The organism is Vibrio sp. 99K-1 (genome assembly GCF_013114585.1).
Taxonomy (GTDB): Bacteria; Pseudomonadota; Gammaproteobacteria; order Enterobacterales; family Vibrionaceae; genus Vibrio; species Vibrio chagasii_B.
On sequence record NZ_VTXF01000006.1, the window covers coordinates 22559 to 40970 of the forward strand.

Here is an 18412-nt window from a genome sequence, read left to right on the forward strand (position 1 = left end):
AGTAAAAGTAGGCCTATTTTCTAGCGGGGGTTATCAGAGTTCCGTTGCGCAACCTCGGAATGGGGCATTTTCAAGCTAAAAAATGCCATGTGTTAAAATTCAAGTTGTGACGCTTTTGGACAGAAGTGAGCTAGAGATTTCCCTCTAGCTCTGGTGATTTAGATTATTAAAGGTAAGGCAATACTCTACAGAATTTTTTCTATTCCATAGCAGAACGGATGAGTTTTTTAGCGTCAATGTAGGACTGACAATTTCGCAAATAGTGTGAACAGTATGCTGAATACTTGCTAGAAGATTTCGTTAATTCTTCTATTGAATCAATTGATGAAGAGATTTTTCTTAACCGATTCATCTTTGTAAGCTCAGTTGAACAACTATGATAGTCATTTAAAGCTTCTTCCATTGAATAAGCGAATTCGTGAAGGCTAGCTAAGAGTTGTCCTCTGGGAGTCATTAGCCTTACAGTATTCAAACCACAAACTTCAATAGTAGTGTTACCTAGTTTGTTTCCGTCTACAGGTCGAATTCTAATGTCTTCATAGTAAAAAACATCCTCAGGATCTGTTTCATAAGGGTTAACGATAGGAAGCTTACCCGTGTCATGATTTAGTTTACTGTTATTACACTTATTGCATGATGGAAGAAAATTTAACCACTCAAACGCGAACTCAGGATAAATTGACTTCGGTTTGAAGTGCTCAACCTCGATATTTCCCCCTTCCGTTGGCTTACATTCACAAAAAGCACATTTAAGCTTAGATGTTGCGAATAAAATATCTTTGATATCTTGGTGACGGTAATGGCTCAATAAACTATCTTTTTCTTTTTTTGGGATATTTTTGTACGACCCATACTTTTGTATAGCTGCATCTAAAGCCACCTGCCAAGTGTCGTGATGAGCATTTAAAATATCTGGCTTTATCCCGCGCACTAACTTAATCATTTTGCATAGCCACCATCGATGCTAGTTTAGCTTGAAGAACTGGTACTATGACATCATTTGGGTGAGTAACCCTTAGCAAGTCGTCAATCGATAACTGTAAAGCCTCTGGATTATGCTTTTCTACATGCTCAAAGGCTGTTGCGATGAGTTGAGCATACTGTTTGTTTTCTAAGCTCTGAACTCCCATCACATCCGCAAGTATTTGGTCAGTATTCCATCCTGAAAACATTGTATTTGTAGGTTGAAGGTTATATGTCTCACCACCTTGTATTTTTGGCATTACAATAACTTCGCTTTGTTTAGCTGAAGCTAAAATGTGTGGCGAGTGGGTAGTAACGATAAATTGGATGTTTGGAAATAACTTTTCGAGTCCATTTCGCAGTGTAAACTGCCACTCTGGATGTAAATGAAGATCTAACTCGTCAATTAAGACTGTACCAGAAGCAGCTATAACACTTCTCATTCCTTCGGGACGAGTGCCCTCAATCCATTCAATTATATTGGCTATGATTGATAATACGGCCTGAAACCCAGAAGAAAGTTCTTCCAGATAACAACTTTGGCCATAAAGGGAAAATTCAGGCTCTAAATCTCTGCCTGTTTTGATGTAAGAAAAGTTGCTATCAAATGGCCCGATTTCAGGCAATAAACCTAGCATATGGTTCCAGTTGGCTCGTTCCTCTTCCGCCCAATCTTTTTCAATTAAAAAATCACGATTAATTATCCATTGTTTTATGTTTGTTTCTTTATCTCCATAAAGCGCACTATTACCACTATTTACGTATGTTCGATTGTTCTCATTTAGGGTGGGCTCACGAGTCATACCTTGAATTTTTTTGTATTTAATACTTCGGCTCGCCCCTATAAATAATGGCAGCGCCCCTGTAAGCGCTTGCTCAGACTGATGGATTGGCACAACCTTTCGACCTTGCTCTACTGGAGGATCAACATGGCTAACGTAAGTCGCATTTCTGTAACCTGAGTCCCTAATAGCACCAGAACCAAACCCTATCCGTACGTGGGCGCCTTGTACATTCATATCCGTCCATACTTCCGCTCCTGTTTTAAATCTAGAATATCCAAAGCTACCAGTAGAAATGCTGTGGGCTATTGCTGATAAAATGGAGGTTTTGCCACAACCGTTTGGGCCTGCAATAAAGTTGAAACCTTGGTTAAAAGAAACATTAAGCTCATCAAATTGACGAAAGTTCTTAACATGAAGTTTCTCAATATAGATTCTATTCAAATTAACACTCTCACTGTTCATGTAGTTACATATGCATGATACACAAAGCATCTTAATTATTGAATATCACTCTTATCGTAAGAAACCGAAGAACCATTCCTGTATGAAAATACAATAAAAGATGGTGATTTAAAGACTAGTAGCTTTAAACGCTTATTGAGGTATGAGGTGCCCGGGAAATTGGGTACGATGCTGTTACCAAATACAAATAGCTTAATTAGACCAAGTAATGACTTGGTGGGTTTCCTAAACACGGCTTGGGACACTTTTGAGCTAGAAAGTTGCCACGGGTAAAAATTCAACCTATGACGGCTCTGGACAATTCCGATTTACGATTCATATAACGGCTTCGAAAGAAGGGACGGAGTATCTTCTGAAGAACTTAATTTTCTTGCTCAACTTGCCATTGCTCTTTGTTATAATGCCTAAATAAACAAGAGGATAGCACATGAATGCAGGCGAGATAGGGAAAGAGGCTGGTAGAATCTTTGAATATAAGCTCCCAGCAAATTGGATATCCCGTAGTCAAGAAGATCAAGACGATCATGGTATCGATTACGAGATAGAAATCAAGAACTCGGATGGTCAAGCTCTGGGTAAAGATAGTGTATTTAAAGTTCAGGTGAAGGGTGAGGAAAACTGCTCATTTATTAATAATGGCAAAACAGTTTCGCACAGTATCAAAGTTGAACGATTGAAATATTATTTGAGATTCAATATTCCAGTTGTTTTAGTGGTTGTCGATGTAACCCTTGAAAGAGTTTTCTGGGTATCGATTACTGACAGCGATAAAATTAAAGAGCAAGTATCTAATACTCTCGATGACAGTAAAGCAATACACTTACCAGTTGAAAATGAACTTGTCAGAAGAAATGATGCCTCATTTTTTAGCCTTTTAGACGCTGTCACACAGTGTTGGAGTTATCTGTCCGTTCGAGGGATTAAACAAGCGGTAGCTAATTATTCGATAGTGAAGCCTGATGAGATTGACAAGTGTATCGATGAAATTGGCGATGCTTTTTTTCGAGCACATCATGCAAAACTAGATCAGCTTTTGCTAAAAAGAAGCTTTGATGAGCTTTATCAGCAGTCAAACCAAATTATGCAGTCACCGATCGCGCCACCGAAAGATCGTTTTATTGCAACCATGTACTATGCCGAAGCTTTTAACATTTCACCTTACACAAAAATTAAGCATGAAGAAGTTGTTGAGCGCTTAATTTTGCGTGAAATACTAGTAAAAATCGCACGAGAAAAAAGAGATAGAATCTACCGATTAACAGCTGTCGGCAAAGCTAGAATTGAAATCTTTAAATCAAAGTTAGATCAGCTACATGCACTACATATATCAAATCAGCATTTTGACAGTGAGAGTTTCGAATTCTACCATTTAAATGCGGAAACACAGAAGCTCTACATAGGTGTATGTAGAACTCTTCAGAAAATTATCTTTTTGTGCAATAGACTTGTTAGGCAAAGTCAGTTTGATGTGCTTGCTGGTTTGTTTGTAGAGCTTGGAGCACTAGTCTTAATTTTCAAAACTGTACATTCAGCGCGTGGATCTAATGAATCAATTGAGTTTCTTGACAATTGGTTTGAACAAGTGAATTTGTTAGTCCTAATGTATGTTGCTAACGACAGAGACTACCACAAGCTAGAAAGACTATATTTTCTTACTGCCCACCTTGGTTTGAAGGATGGTGAAAAACTAACCCACACCAAAAAGTTGATTTTAAGTGCGCTTCCCGAATCAGAAGATCTTTTGAACTTTATAGAAAAGAAAGTTAATGAGATCAATAGTGAACGAGGCTTTTATGATTTAAGTGTCGAAGAGCAAAAGAAATTCTTTACTGACATGGCTAAAAACTTAGGAATGGACCCTGACGATCCAGATAATGAGTTTGGAAGATTCGTTAAAATTGGTCTTGATAATTATGATCCAAGTGGAGTGGTTAAAAATTGTGAGAACATGTTTGTGCACTATAAACCCGGAGGGATGATTGCACAGCAACTGCGCATGCATTCTCTTGGCAGTGGGCTTATGATTTGTCTTAAATATGGACATGCAACTGGCACTGGGGCGTTATTATCTGAGGCTTATAGTAGACCTGAAGCGCCAGAACCTTTACAAGGTTTTAAACAACGGCACTGTGACTCATGTTGTGATTGTAAAGCCAGAGAGGATTCTTGGGAATGGAATTTGAAGTGGCAATTTGAAGAATCTGAGAAACATCGTGAACTTTTAGATAAATTTAAGTTTTTCTGATAGCGAAAATGGCCCAACTCATAGCTCTGGGCTTTTGATTTGAGCCATTTACTTATGGATACAGCTATCTGCATACAACATTGATTGATAGCGTTTTGCAAAGTGCTTAAACAGAACTCTTCTTTGACGGCTTTCAACGGTTGATGTGCTTTAGTATCAAGTGCTACGTGCATATTGACGTTACTATGTGTGCTGCGCGTACAAATATGACTGTATATACCAAGGCTAGCATAATCCTATTCGGTCCCGACATTAGGAAATTTAGGGCAAACTATGGTGGGATTTATCGGTCGAAATTCTCGCAAACAAGGAATGGGGCAATTTCGAGTGGCGTTGTTAATCAAATCAGTTTGAAGATCAATGACGCCATATATGACTAGCCGTTATCCTCTGGCAGGGGCTTTGTTGCGTAATTCAGTTTATAAATAGATCCACCCCGTTTCACATGCTTTTTAGTCAATACGACAAGTTTCAGACATACCTAACCCAGTAAGCTTGTTCAACGTTTTTATCATCGCGTCAGTTTCCCCCACCTGTGCATTGTAATTTCTTAAGCTCAGTTGCGCTCCTATCAACTGTTTAACTCGATACATCGCTGTTTCTGAGAGTGAACGTTTGTGGCATTCATACCGCTCTTTCCAATACTTATTTAAGCCGTATAACTTCTGGCAACCCACAGCGAAGTTTCGAGGGTGACCACTCTTCCAGAAGGCTGCCTCTTTTCTCGGGAGACTAAGCGCAACAGGCCCCTTAATCTTAATAGCAGCGTGACACGTTCTCGTGTCGTAAGCGCCATCACCAGACATCTCAAGGATATTTCGGCGTGTTTGTTTCAGTAAGTTCGGGGGCAATGATCTCATGAGTGCTTGAATCGACTGCACATGAAGCTTTGGCCAGACTCGACGCTTGCCATCCGTGCCGTGTTTTTTGACTTTCCATTCACCTTCGCCATAAACCTTAAGGCCAGTCGCATCAATGGCTAGGTGTCGTATCGCTCCTCTAGTTTTAGTCTTAAATAGACCTCAACTTGCTTGGCTCTACGACTCATGCTGGTGTAATGCGGACAACTTGACGGTACATGGGCTAACCTAAATATCGAGTCGATAAACCCTTGCAGCGCTCTCAGTGGCATAGAAAAAACTCGTCTCACCATGATGAGGACTGTGGTGATAGCTAAATCACTGAACCGAGGTGGTCTCCCGCGCTTATTCTGTTTGCTTTGGGCCCACCCGTTTATTGCCTCTTCATTTAGTCCAAAAGGTCAGAGAGCCACTGTTAATGAGTGATTGTATTGCTTTCAGTTGGTTGTTTTGTCTCTAGGTTTAGGCATAGAGCAACGAGAGGTAGTGGATGTAGCTGATCAGATCGTAGGTTCTTGAGTTAGGTCCATTGAATTACGCAACAAGGCCTCCAAAAGTTCAACTCTATGAATTGAGAGTTCAAGTTTTACTCAATTCTAACGTGAATAAAGAGTATTCGGTCGACTAACTTTTTAGAATGTTGTTTTGAAAACGTGTGGGGGCAATATAGAGTAGAAGTATTATAGAGTTCAACTTGCTCTGAGCTTTTAGATACTCTGCACATTATAGTTGAACTGGAAAACATTAGCTTTTTATTCTGTGAATACAGAAAACCACGAGTTTACCCGTGGATGAATGCCAATTCCAAAATTACAGCGTAAGCTGTTTGTAATTTTGGTCAACGCTTGTGCGTTGTCACGATAAGCACCCTGTGCATGCCCGGGGGAATCTTCTAGCTTAGCTCTAAACTTTCCATTTGTTTGATTAGGTCTACTTTTTCATCTTCACTCATTTTGGCGATCAGGCAAACCAACTTAGCTGAATTGTCATCTTCACAAAAAAAGTAACTTAAAGGCACATCAAGCTCTTCAGCAATCCTCTTTAAGGTGCTTATATCGGGAGTGTGCTTACCTTTCTCATATTGGTTCATTCGCGCACTAGCCGAGCTTTCATCCATACCTATACGCACTCCCAAAGCCTTTTGGGAGAGTTTGGCTTTTTTACGCGCCTCTTTGAGGCGTATTGGTAATGGATTATTGAAGGCCACTTATGTTTCATATCTATAAACTCTAATTAACTAAGATTTTCTTAGTTTTACTGTTTTCTGTATACTAAGCAATCCTTAGTTTTTTTGTGATTAGAGTTAATAAATGAAACGTTCAACTAAAATCAGCCCCATCATGTATAAGCTGTTGATTGAAAAAGTTATGGATGGGTTTTCTGTGACTGAAGCCAGAGGTGTTTTATTAGACCTGGAAGAAGGACCACAAGAGCCACACGTAGCACGAAAGCGAGTTTATCGTCTGATATGGCAATATCAGAAACGAGGTTGGTTACGCAGTGAGGGTAAAGGCTGGAATAAGCGATATTTTCAAACTGAGAAATTTGGGTTGCTTCAGGTTGAACCTCGCAAAGCAAAGCAGTGTGAAGCTTCTATTAAAGAATGTGACTCAGATTACTCTGTTTTGTTTAACGAGAGTAATGAATACAAAGGTGAGTTAGAGGTAGTGCTCGGTGAGATAGATGAATACCAATCACTAAGATGCCGCTTCCCTGCACTTGAGAGTAAGTTGATTCCCTTGTTACAACAATCGAAACAACGTTCGGCACATTTGCTAGGAAAGGTTAACGTATTAACAAACGTATTAAGTACTTTATCTGAAGGAAAGAAAACCTGTTAAGACAGAGTGCTAAAGATTTATCAGATCAATTACAGTAAACTCTTTTGAATAGCTAGATACGGAACTAGAAAAGTCGTACTTGCAACAACTGTGGTTCTGAAGATTATATGCTCGAATCGGTCTTCTTTTTTATTACAGTTTTATATATTGTACAAAATACTTAGGTAAACTTTCAGTTGTGCGCCTTAATCATATAGTTCGGCTTTTCTTTACCAAAGTTAAGTTCAAGTTAATGCATGAATCACTAACTTTTCTTCATTACTTATTGGGTTCTATAAAAAGTGAGACAAGAACACAGACCTTTTCTTGGTTTTAAGTTATTGAAACTTAATTATTTTTTCAAGTTCGCATAAGCGTTCAGCGTAATCATTTCGCTCTTTAAGCAAGACATCATACATGGAGTAAACCTCAGTTATGTGAGCTAGTAGTATGTTAATTGTTTCTTGGTCGTCACGGCCCTTTCTTTTCTCAAGTATTGTTTCTAATGCAGAGACCTTTTTTACTAACTTTTCATTCTCAGTTCGACTTATTTCAGCTTGTTGTTGTTCTTTCTGCCTGTTTTTAGCTTTTTTGATGGCATCTTTGATGTCTGGATGGTTGTTGTATATTAATGAGTGTGAGACTCCACAGCGCTTGGCTACTGCTGAGACTGTTATTGGCACTCTTTCATCAATTAGGGAGCTTAGGGCTTGCTTCAACTTATCACGAGTAGACATTTTCAATCCCTCTACTGTTAGAATATGACAGGTATTAATGATGCTGACATGCCTATCACCCGTTTATATTTAGGTTTCGTTACTTCTGTGTACTATTTCCTGACCATTGGTCAAATCTGCGATCACTTTTTCAGCTGACGCTAAGTTGTCTTTAAGTGCCGTTAGAAATGCTTTATAACGAGATGGGTCCGGCAGAGACTTTATTCGTTCGATTTTTGCTCGACAATTATTCTTAATTGCTACCCAGTAGGGAAGGTGCTTTGGAGTGGCAAAATACGTATCACAATACAAACAATGTGAAGGGTCGGCTGCGTTTTTTATCTTGCACTCAGGACCTTTAGTACAGTAACCATGCGGTAAGCCTCTAATGCCATCGCTGTACTTCATTGCAAACTCAACCAATTCTTGAACATTGTTGAAATGCCCTTGGTGCTCAGTTGAATATATTATACCTGGTGTACTTTCATTTAATCTTGAGATGAAGCGCGATAGCCTCGTCCCCCCTCCACCCGATACAGTCCCTTTTTGGGCTGACGTGACGATATCTTCTATTACTTGTGAGGTTAGGTATCTTTCAAAAGACTTTACTACCGATTTTAATTCGTCAAGGCTCTTAAATCCTCGTTCAGAGTACACCATTGTCATTGCTCTCTTGAGGTGTTTGAATTGGTACTTAATATCGTCCAAATCGCCAAGTTGATTAGCAATAATGAACCATGCAAAAGTGTGTCTGAATTGATGTGGAGTAAAATTGAAGAGTTCTCCTCCTCTGTATTTGACTCCTCTCTTACCTGAATTTGCTGATGTTGATTGATAATTGCAATCCATCTTTTCAAGTTGAGAGACATCTTTGGGGGAGACGTGGTAGCTAAGAGCCTTTAAACTAACACTTCCATGCGTTTCACTTAGGCTTGTGCGAAAAATGGGGTTGGCGTTGAACTCATTATGAGCAAAGCCAAAAAGTCGGTCCTCTTTAATAGACTTTCTTAGCCTTTCAGCCTTGTGGCTCGTGGGGGTATGGTAATTGTGCTCCAACAAAGTCTCTGCCCTCTGTAAATAGACCTTGTTTATCTGACTTAGAATTTTGATAGCTTTACATGCCAACTTGTTCGCGATCCAATCAAGTTGCATTTCGCCATCTGAGGTTTTTCTTAGAGTACTTCGAATAGAGTACACATCTTCGCCACTTTCATCTTTGTATGTATTACAGCCATTCTTAAGAGCATCAACTTCACTGTAGCGCATCCCTGTAAAAGTAAGAACTAATGTTGCAGTATATAGGTTAAGGTGTTGTATGTTTTCTATGTGTTGTTTTAAGGAGGTAAATTCTTTTCGTGCTTTGGGTTTTGACGTTGGGTCTTTTTGGCTTTTCGAAGTTCGAATAGATTCGTTTACTCGTTCTGATAAATCTAAAAATTCAGCTAAATTACTCTCAATGTCATCAATGTAGAATTCTATATCAGAGATTAGAGCCTTTAATATTCTGATTGGTATGATAGGGTGTTTGAGGCGATTTTCGGTTTCATGCTTTTGACTCTTAGCCACTGTAAGAGTATTCACCACTTCGTCAAAATGACAAGAGTAGACAATTTGATAGGTACTCAGAAAGAGTAAAGCTTCTCTAGCAATCTTGCATATTGACGTTGATACATTCGAATTAAGGCCCCCTTGTTTTACAGGTAATAAAAGGAAATCACTAATTAAGTTTCTCAGTCGAAGTTCTGACAACTCATTTAACTCACTAAAGGAAGTAAACCCTCTTCGGTAGATGAATTTGCTCAGGATTTTCAGTTTTCTGATTCGAGGTGCAACGGTACTCCACTTATATGGCTTTCCTCCTTCTATGGTTCCTATATGCGTAGCTACAATCGCAATTGTTTTGAGCTCATAGTTGAAGAAGACAGAGTCGGCGTCAAAAAGTAAGCCAGTACTCGTAGTTGGTTTAAACGAGTTGCTCCCAAATCTAATAGGCTTGTTCTCTGCGTAAGGTGTATCCCAAATAATAAGATCCGCAAGTTCATTAATTTGCTTTTTAGCTAGAGCTTTTATTTTAATATTAGTATCAATTTCAGTAACTTTAGTAATGATCTCATTTAGATCTGCCATTCTAATGTTCCCCAATATTGTCAAGGGGTGGCATCGTAAACTCCCAATCAGGGTGCATGCCATGGTCCTTTATCAGCTTTTCCCCTTCTTTTACGACATTATTATCACGTTCACGTAAGTGTTTTAAAATATCCGAAACTCGTTGCTTCAGAATGTCTATTTGAGCCTCTTGATCTTGCTTACTGTCTAAACTTGTTATCGAAACTTCCATACTGTTTAAAATGTAGTTTCTGTACGTTAACAGTTTCCAGACGTGTTCTGGATCTAATACAATCCGAAAATACTTGCACCAGATGCAACTAAGAAAATCTGCGCAAAATTGTTTTTTCTGAGAGTTATCATTGATGGGAATCTTTCGATGTTCCTTTCTGTATCTGATTGCTTCTTCGCTTTCTTCAAGTGAAAGACACGTGCCTGAAGGGGTTACTTGGTGTGACTCTCTCGGTTCATCTGTTAAGATTTTTATCTCACGTGAAATTTCTTTTCCTGTAAAATAATTGCCCATTATCCTGGTTGCTTGACTAAGTGAGTAGCGTAACTGGTTAGGGTCCTCTCTAAAGTAATGCGATTCAAAGACTTCAAAAGAGTGGTTAGATATTGCTGTATATCTACTAATGTCTTTGCTGACTTTACGGTAAATATGGTTGAGACCACCTTTTCGTACTTTTGCTTGAATAAACGGAATCTTACAACCCGCTGTAGCTAAAATATGGCTAATACTCTTCAGAAAACTATATTGAAGCCTGATTAGTTTCCCTTTTTTTTCAAAAATAAAAATACATTCATGTCCCTCTACTCCCGCGTACTTCTGCCTTAACTTCTTAGTGAGAACATCTCTGACATATATAATATCGAGAGCGGCACTGCGAAGGGAACTTTCCTTTACGCTATCTTGGTCAAAAGTATAACTATCACTCCGATAACCAGCTCTTGCCTTTTGAATTACTACCGCGTACTCACTTTTATTCGAAAGAGGGGATTTAATTTCAATGATATCACCGCATTGTAACGCGAGGGTAGGAGCTACGTTCCACCCTGTTTTTAAAAGAATCTTTGCGTAGTATAATAGGACTTTAGTGCGCAGGGAGGTTTTTCTTTTTGCTAGTACTTTCTCTATATGGAATGCTAATTCCCTGCATTCTAACTCGGAATAAAAATCTTTTGACTCAATATGTTTTGTATATTCTCTATCTTTACTTATTGGTATTGGATAAGTGTTAGTGAAAGTTAACCCAAATTCGTTTAGGAACCATTTTAGACTATCCCGATACGTATTGGCTGTAGTCCTGTTCATTCCATCATTGATTACATAGCTTTGGAGCTCGGCTAATATATGATTTTGAACTAAGAAGCTCGAGTCTTCAAAACCTCTCATTCCATGTGCTCTCAGTATAGATAAATGTTCATACTTCAAGCTTTTTGTTACAACGTTTAACAGTGCTTTAAGTTGAGAATATTTGTGGTGTAAAGTTGTCTCGTTGTAGACTTTTTCATCCATCGAAGTTTTCGTATGTTTTAAATGGTATTCTAAATCTTGATATAGCTTCTCAGACATATTGTTGATTGGGTTGAAGTCTATAATCAAATCTCTATTTTTATCTACTCCAGAAAATAATAAATGGAATTTTCTTAGGGAGTTTATTTCTGGTGTTTCTTTGGGGTAGTTAGCCTTGCAAACACTATGGATTAGATTGAATTCTTTATTGGAAATATATTTACAATCAAATATTTTTTGTAGTAGTCCATCAAATTGAAGAAGTGATTGAACACCATTGTTTACAATTGTACTAAATTCTTTTTCAGTTAGATTATTTTTAAGGAGTGTAAGGGTACGCTTAAAAAATGAGATTTTGTCGACTCGTGTTTGGGGTTTTAGGTCAATTTCTTTTTCAATATATGAAGCAAAATTAACCATATTATTATATAGGGCTGGTGATAAGTTATGTAGTTCAGTACAGTCAACCTTAGAACCTGCCAACTCAATACTAATCGTCTGAAAGTGTTTGATATCTAAACCTTTCAATAGCGCTCTAAAGGAACTCTCTGTGAAGTGACTATAACTTTTTGCTCTATTAAGTAAGTTATTATCTCGTTCAAAAGCCTTTAAGCCGTGTTCTGAAAGTTGTTGACGAAACCGTTTGTCTTTTAGTAAGTGTACGATGATTCCGTGTGTATTCGCTTTCATTATTTTAATGGTATTGAGTCTTAAGCTTCCTTTTGCGAGCCGATCTAAAAAACATCGATAGTCTTTAACTAGTACGTCTGAACCAGCATAGAGTTTTGATATATCAGTGATGTATCCTCTAAGGTTGAACTTACTTGGGGGGAGAAGGTCGGGATCGTTAAAATAGATTTGTGCAAGAGTGTGCCATGCTTTGCAGGCTCTATATCCCGTGCTTTCTCTTACTCCAGATTCTAAATGACCTGAGTTTTCAAGCTCTACCCAGAGGTTGTTACTTTCCAAAGCTCTCAATCCAAGTTTGAGTAAAGTTTCTTTTGATGTGTAGGGTAGGCGGTCAATAGAGTGCTCAAATATACTCAAGAGGCTGCTTAGTTTTATAAAAAAAGTACTTTCAGCTCCCCCCCATTTATCGGCTTGTTTCATTCTTTTCTCGTAGCAGAAACAAATATCCTTGGCGAGTTGAGGGCTTTGCTTTTCAATTCTTTCAAGGTTTACGCTTCTACCGATAAGGTTGGAACTTGTAAGAATCATCTAAAGCCTCCTTCTTTTTCTTTCTTTATTTCGTCCTCAATGCCTTTGAATATCCCTTCAACCCAACATGACATTTGTTTGTTGAATGATGTCGAACGTGCCATATTTATATATTTTTCGGTCGTAGAAAATTGATTGTGGCCCATAAGCTGCATTAGCTTATATTGTAGAAAACCTAACGGTAGGTTTTGCTTCAACATTTGCATAGCTAAGCTTGTTGCAAATGTCGCTCGTAAATCATGAAACGACCTTTCGAGCTTTAGAGGTGAATCTGATAACTCAGCGTTTACTTTCGAGGGGATATTTGTGATGGAACCAGTATTAAGTTTATTGCCTGACCGATTAATAAAAAGCTTTTTTGTAGGCTCTGTGCCGAACCTAACCTCCCATTTGGCGATACGACTTAATCTTACTGCTGAAACTTTATAATCCCAAAGCCTTCCCATTAAGCTTCTAGCTACATGAATTTTCCTACTTTTATTTTGTTTACCCGTTAAAGTCACAGTGAACACATCTGTGTTACAAAGACTAATGTCAACTATGTCTGTATCTTCTAGCTCAACAATATCAACTGCGCGTAACCCGCAAAATAGACCTAATTCACACCACAATCGTCGAGCTCCGCCTTTTATATATTTTGTGGAAAATAGAAGGTTTATCTCATCTTTATTGAAAGGAGTAAGTTCAGTATTAAACCTCTTTTGCTTGTGTTTTCTTGGGATTTTTAGATCACTGGTCGTCACTTCAATACCTCTTGATTGAAATGGAGACGAGAAAAGCAGATCAAACTCCGAGTTTGTCTTATTTTTCCTTACAATCTTGTTCTTATATGTAAATGGAAGCTTCTCCATTCTTTTGGTTTGATAAGCCCACTCATAGAATTGGCGTACATGCGCGATGTAGAGGTTGGCTGTATCAAGATCTAATTCTCGCTTATTAACCCTAATAATTAGGTGTTTACGGTAGCGATATGCTGGAAGCCATTGTTTAGCTTCATCGGTGATTGAGACAGCATAAAGAGAATCAAAACTCAGCTTCTCAGATTCAAACCATGTAAGGAACGCCTTTAGAGAGTTAGCAATACTTTTAATTGTCTTGACTTGGACTCCGCCGAGAAGATTCTTCTGCCCTCCCTTTTGGGGAGGGATAAACTTACCCTTGTAGCGATAATCTAAGAATAAGTTTGCTTCTAAGCACTCTTTCAATTGGGTATCGCTAATAAGTACAGGGAATTTGTTCTCAACGTGGGGGACTTGGTAATGGATTGAGCGAATCATGTGACCAGTACTAGGCACACTAACCAGTTCTTTCTTGAAACTGGGCAGTTGTCCTAAGTTTACTTTTACATACTTAATTTCAATCACATTTCTCTCTTGGATCCTGAGCAGCTAGAAGCTAATCAATGCATGTTACGTTCTGCGGGCTAGTAACATAACTGTAATACATGAGAGTGCTATAGCAAGGTGTAGTTAGTACGTAACTTGGGTAGGTGTGATTACTTCACGAATACCACCAGTTGCCTGCGATGCTTCACCTAGCAATGAGTTAACCAAAGTCGACTTACCCACACCAGAAGAGCCCATTAGCGCGACGGTCTTGCCGATTTTACACCAAGGTGAAAGTACTTGGGTTGAGCCTTGATCTAGGCTGTTGACCGCTTCGATCATGAGCATCGGGTCTAAGCTTTGTACCTGTTGTACTTTGTCTTCGTAGTCGTCACACAAGTCTTTCTTCGTCAGGACGATAACCGCTTCAACTTGTGCTTCATTTGCGAGTGCCAGGTAGCGTTCAATGCGACTCAGATTAAAGTCGTTGTTCAATGAAACCACGATAAACACTGTGTCGATATTGGCTGAAATATATTGTTCAGCCACACGACTGCCCGCAGCTTTTCGGCTAAAGAGCGATTGGCGTTCTAGTAAGCGATCGAATTGCAGTTCAGAGTTCAATATTACCCAATCGCCAACCGTCATTGCAGGTTGGTTGTGATGAATAGGTAGAGTGATTTCGCCCTGTTCAGAAGCCAATGTGTAGCCACTGCGATGGTGCGCGGTGATACGGGCGATCACTGAATGGTCGTAATCTTCAAGTGTCAGTTGTTGTTGGAATACAGGTTGCCATCCAAGTTGTTGAAGTGACATTGGATGAGAAAATGCAGCTTGTGAATTCATGTCTATTTACCCAGACGTGCGAGCTTTCTTTTCTTGTGAGAGCATTAACTTCTTGTGAGATCTCTTATTGTTGGTGAGATCAGAAGCGTTAAAAGCCCAAAAGCGTCGGGACGTCAAAAATGCTTTAGAGTTTGGGTCGAATTCAATAGATAGGACCCCGGATTGATTCATGCATAATGAGCATGCTTTGACCATGTGCGATCAAATGTAAACCGGGTAAAAGTGTGCGGTAGCCAGCTGGTGGCTTAATGTTGGTAGTTCGGAATTAAAGTTGGTTTAACCAAACAAAATTAACGCGTTACTTTTACTGCCAGTTTTAGTGTTTTCATTACAATCATCTTCTCTTCTCCTTGGTTATTAATATGGTTAGGCTTTGCATAAAAAGCGAGTGCAGTTTAACAAAAAGCCACGATGGCGAGAAGTCATCGTGGCTTATTTTGTCTAATTTTTCACTGATGTGCTTTGGCTCTTGATAAGCCTCATGAGCATCAGTTTCTAGAATTAGTGATGATCGTGATTCATCTTTTTCATGCCACTCATCACTTTCTTAACTGGTGCTTCGAAAGTTTGTGTTTCGCCATTTGCGAAAGTCAGTGTCATTTCGATCTGCTCGCCTTCTTTTAGACCATTTTTTAGGTCGAACAACATAATGTGCAGGCTGCCAGGCTTAAGTACGGCTTCACCATTTGCTGGGATTGTGATCTGTTGAACCTGACGCATTTTCATTACATCGCCTTCAACGATCACATCATGAAGCTCTACCTTACCTGCTGCTGGTGTTGTCGCTGAAACGATAGCGCGGTCTTTGTCACTATGGTTCATCAGGGTCGTAAATACTGCGCTGTTCACAGCCGTTGGCGGTGTCGCACGAGCGTACGCGTCATGTACCATGATGTCGCTTTTTGCCTGAGCAAGAGGGGTGAGCAATAAGCCTGCTAGAGCAAGTGCTTTTAACTTCATGTTGTTGTCCTTATTGTTTTATGTTTTGGTCTGGGACCTGACTTTACGTTTTGAACTCGATTAGTTGAGTTCTTTATTTTTATACACGCTGCTTCTAGAGTGACTTAGCACACTAGCGTGTCAATGTGTTGATGGCTTCAACAATTGGCGCAGGCGTCAACGTGTGCGGTACTTTAGTAATCAAGGTACCGTTGGGCTTTAAAAAGTAGAAATATGAGCTGTGGTCGAGTGTGTATTCCAGCTCGGAACCTTCAAGCTGTGTCTTTCGGAAAATAACACCGTATTTATGTGCCAGATTCGTGGTGACATCCAATGGGCCACTCATACCTTCAATCATTGGGTTGAAGTACTGCGCGTATTCGTATGACGCTTCCGCGGCATCACGCTCTGGATCAAGAGAAACAAACATAGGACGAATCTTGGCTTTCGATTCATCAGAGGTCTGGTTGAGCGCACCCGCTAGCATTGCTAATGATGTTGGGCAAACGTCAGGACAGCGTGTGAAGCCAAAGTAAACGATACGAATTCTGTCATCGGTTTCGTCAAAGAGTTTTATTGATTGGTTGTCTTTTCCAAAAAGCGTTGTTTCGGAGAATTGTTGTTTTTCAACGTGTTGCTCTTGAGCCTCTGTTTGACCATCGAGATAGCTTTTTACTCCAAAGCCAAGTACAAACGCTACAACCAGCGCTAGCGACCAATTCTTACTCATCTTGTCATCCTTATTGCAGGTTTTACGGTTTCAACACCATCGGTGAGCTCACCAAGCCAAGTCATGTGATCCATGGTACACACGGGTAAAATGACATCACCTTCATAGATGTTGTTACCAGTATTTTTTAATTGGAAACGTGCTGAGCCCATTTCCATCTCTAAACCGGTCAGCGATAGCATCAAGGTTTCAGAGGCCGCGCCTTCCCACACCACTTTGATTTTTGTTGGGACTAGAGGTTGAGCTGTTTCATGCTCAAGGGTCATAGCAACGCTGTCTTGCTCACACGATGTTGTTGAAAGCATGCAGTAGTCATCTAAATTGACGTCAGGAGAGTGGCTCTCTACTACCGATTTAAATTGCTCGACTGCCTGTGGTCCATAAAAGCCAGCGACCAGCGCAATACCGAGCGCAGCAACCTTTAATGCTGGGTGCATGTCGTGTTCTCATTTGATTTTATAAGAACGGCGATGGTATCACACCACTCAATACGTGCTTGTATCAAAAAGCAATTTTGTGCGTATGGTAGATATAAAAAAGCGAAGCCAGTAGCTTCGCTTTGATTCAATTTACTGACACGTCGCTATTTAAGGAAAGCACCCTACATGCGAAATGCCGCTCGATTGTTAGAGGTTAGTCAGCATTGCGCTCGGCAAACTTTTCTAAGCCAAGAACTAATGCGATGGCAACCAACATCATGATCACAGCCAAGGTCAGTTGAGAAGGCTGAGAGGTGACGGCTTCGAAGTTAAATGGAGACAAGTTCTCTTGAATGAGAGGCACTTGCTCACCTTTAGAGTTGATGCGCCAGCTGATGGTCTCTTTCCAAGGCCAGATCTTAGGCAGCGTACCGATCATCAAACCAGTTAAGAACACAAGCGTGAAGTCGCGGAATGAACGCAATAGCCAAGACAGTACATGTGAGAAAGTCAGCAGTCCAATCACACAGCCAGCAAGGAATAGCGCAAGTACATCGACTTGAAATGATTTAACGGCGCCAAGCACTGGGCCATACATGCCAATCAGGAGCAGAATAAAGCTGCCTGAAATACCGGGTAAAATCATCGCGCAGATAGCAATCGCACCCGCAATTAAGACGTTGATGCTGGTTGGCTCCATTTGCAGTGGTTTAAGCACTGTAATGCTATAAGCAAAGGCAACACCAAGCAGTAAAAACACGAATCGAATCATATCGCGCTTTTCTACTTGTTTAAGAATATGGAACACCGACACCAAAATCAGGCCGAAGAAGAAAGACCACAGTGGGACTGGGTGGGTGACCAATAACCAAGAAATCAGTTTTGCGAATGTCGCAATGCTGGTGAACACGCCTGCGAATAATGAAATTAGGAAAAAGCCATTGATGTGGTTAAACGCGGCTTTGAAGCCTTCGCGCTTCCATAAACCAAGTACGCTAGGGTTAATTCTGCGAATGCTTTCTAAAAGCGTATCGTAAATACCTGTGATGAATGCGATGGTTCCGCCTGAAACGCCTGGGACAACGTCAGCCGCGCCCATGGCCATGCCTTTGAAAAAAGTACTTAAGTAGTTCATTGCTTCATAGAGTTGAGGGTGATTTCGTGCAGTATACAAACTTTGCTGTCAAAAAAGTATGAATATGCTACTGAGAAGGTGCTTTTCTTACTCTCTTAATTGTAAGGCAATACGTTGATGTGAATATCTGCCTAACATTTAAAATACAGTCACTTAGTAATTTATCATTAATGCTAGGGATGAAACTGGTCTCTTATCAATATTGCATCTTGATTGCATTATGCAAATGCACTTTGCAATTCGCATGTAAAATTAGCCGCTTTTATGCGATGCAGGGCTTATAAAATGCCTAATTAAAGTTGGCACGCTAACTGCATAGTACTAATC

Annotated in this window: 13 protein-coding genes and 2 pseudogenes; 2 read left to right on the forward strand and 13 right to left on the reverse strand. The window is 39.8% G+C overall.

Annotated features, from left to right (window positions below; genetic code table 11):
* Window positions 1-199: 199 nt before the first annotated feature.
* Window positions 200-943, reverse strand: a complete 744-nt coding sequence (locus F0228_RS06370; RefSeq protein ID WP_171762036.1) for an HNH endonuclease — start codon at window positions 941-943, stop codon at window positions 200-202.
* Entirely contained in the window at window positions 936-2189 is a 1254-nt protein-coding gene (locus F0228_RS06375) for an AAA family ATPase (protein ID WP_216619290.1), read from the reverse strand. The genes F0228_RS06370 and F0228_RS06375 overlap by 8 nt, the downstream gene beginning before the upstream one ends.
* Window positions 2190-2637: 448 nt before the next feature.
* On the opposite strand from F0228_RS06375, the gene F0228_RS06380 reads away from it, so the two are divergent.
* Entirely contained in the window at window positions 2638-4455 is a 1818-nt protein-coding gene (locus F0228_RS06380; RefSeq protein WP_171762038.1) for a DUF4365 domain-containing protein, read from the forward strand.
* Between the two features lie 452 nt (window positions 4456-4907).
* Here the strand turns inward: F0228_RS06380 and F0228_RS06385 are convergent.
* Window positions 4908-5785: pseudogene (locus F0228_RS06385) on the reverse strand (IS5 family transposase).
* Between the two features lie 422 nt (window positions 5786-6207).
* Entirely contained in the window at window positions 6208-6522 is a 315-nt protein-coding gene (locus F0228_RS06390) for a helix-turn-helix domain-containing protein (protein WP_171762039.1), read from the reverse strand.
* Window positions 6523-6625: 103 nt separating this feature from the next.
* Between F0228_RS06390 and F0228_RS06395 the strand changes: the two genes are divergently transcribed.
* The gene (locus F0228_RS06395; RefSeq protein WP_171762040.1) at window positions 6626-7156 is read left to right on the forward strand and encodes a hypothetical protein; all 531 of its coding nucleotides are present in this window, start codon (window positions 6626-6628) and stop codon (window positions 7154-7156) included.
* A 317-nt stretch (window positions 7157-7473) separates the two neighbouring features.
* Here F0228_RS06395 and F0228_RS06400 read toward each other — a convergent pair whose 3' ends face one another.
* From F0228_RS06400 to F0228_RS06440, 9 genes and pseudogenes are all read right to left on the reverse strand, one after another.
* Window positions 7474-7872, reverse strand: coding sequence for a DUF6262 family protein (locus F0228_RS06400; RefSeq protein ID WP_123296683.1), 399 nt, complete (start codon window positions 7870-7872; stop codon window positions 7474-7476).
* 69 nt (window positions 7873-7941) lie between these two features.
* Window positions 7942-9978 carry a site-specific integrase gene (locus F0228_RS06405; RefSeq protein ID WP_171762041.1) on the reverse strand — a complete coding sequence of 679 codons (2037 nt, stop codon included), beginning with the start codon at window positions 9976-9978 and terminating at the stop codon, window positions 7942-7944.
* A gap of 1 nt (window position 9979) precedes the next feature.
* Window positions 9980-12691 (reverse strand): hypothetical protein, encoded by a 2712-nt coding sequence (locus F0228_RS06410; protein ID WP_171762042.1) that lies wholly within the window; start codon window positions 12689-12691, stop codon window positions 9980-9982.
* Window positions 12688-14055, reverse strand: a complete 1368-nt coding sequence (locus F0228_RS25985; protein WP_216619292.1) for a site-specific integrase — start codon at window positions 14053-14055, stop codon at window positions 12688-12690. Before F0228_RS25985 ends, F0228_RS06410 begins: the two co-directional genes overlap by 4 nt.
* 135 nt (window positions 14056-14190) lie before the next feature.
* Window positions 14191-14862, reverse strand: a pseudogene (gene rsgA, locus F0228_RS06420) (GTPase RsgA); the annotation flags it as partial.
* 501 nt (window positions 14863-15363) lie between these two features.
* Window positions 15364-15822: a copper chaperone PCu(A)C gene (locus tag F0228_RS06425; protein ID WP_004740439.1), complete on the reverse strand. Its 459-nt coding sequence runs from the start codon at window positions 15820-15822 to the stop codon at window positions 15364-15366.
* 112 nt (window positions 15823-15934) lie between these two features.
* Window positions 15935-16531 carry an SCO family protein gene (locus tag F0228_RS06430; RefSeq protein ID WP_171731329.1) on the reverse strand — a complete coding sequence of 199 codons (597 nt, stop codon included), beginning with the start codon at window positions 16529-16531 and terminating at the stop codon, window positions 15935-15937.
* A complete protein-coding gene (locus F0228_RS06435) occupies window positions 16528-16968 on the reverse strand; it encodes a hypothetical protein (protein ID WP_008215856.1) in 441 nt (146 codons plus the stop codon). The genes F0228_RS06430 and F0228_RS06435 overlap by 4 nt, the downstream gene beginning before the upstream one ends.
* Before the next feature lie 196 nt (window positions 16969-17164).
* Window positions 17165-18085, reverse strand: coding sequence for a DUF368 domain-containing protein (locus tag F0228_RS06440; protein WP_008215853.1), 921 nt, complete (start codon window positions 18083-18085; stop codon window positions 17165-17167).
* Window positions 18086-18412: the final 327 nt, after the last annotated feature.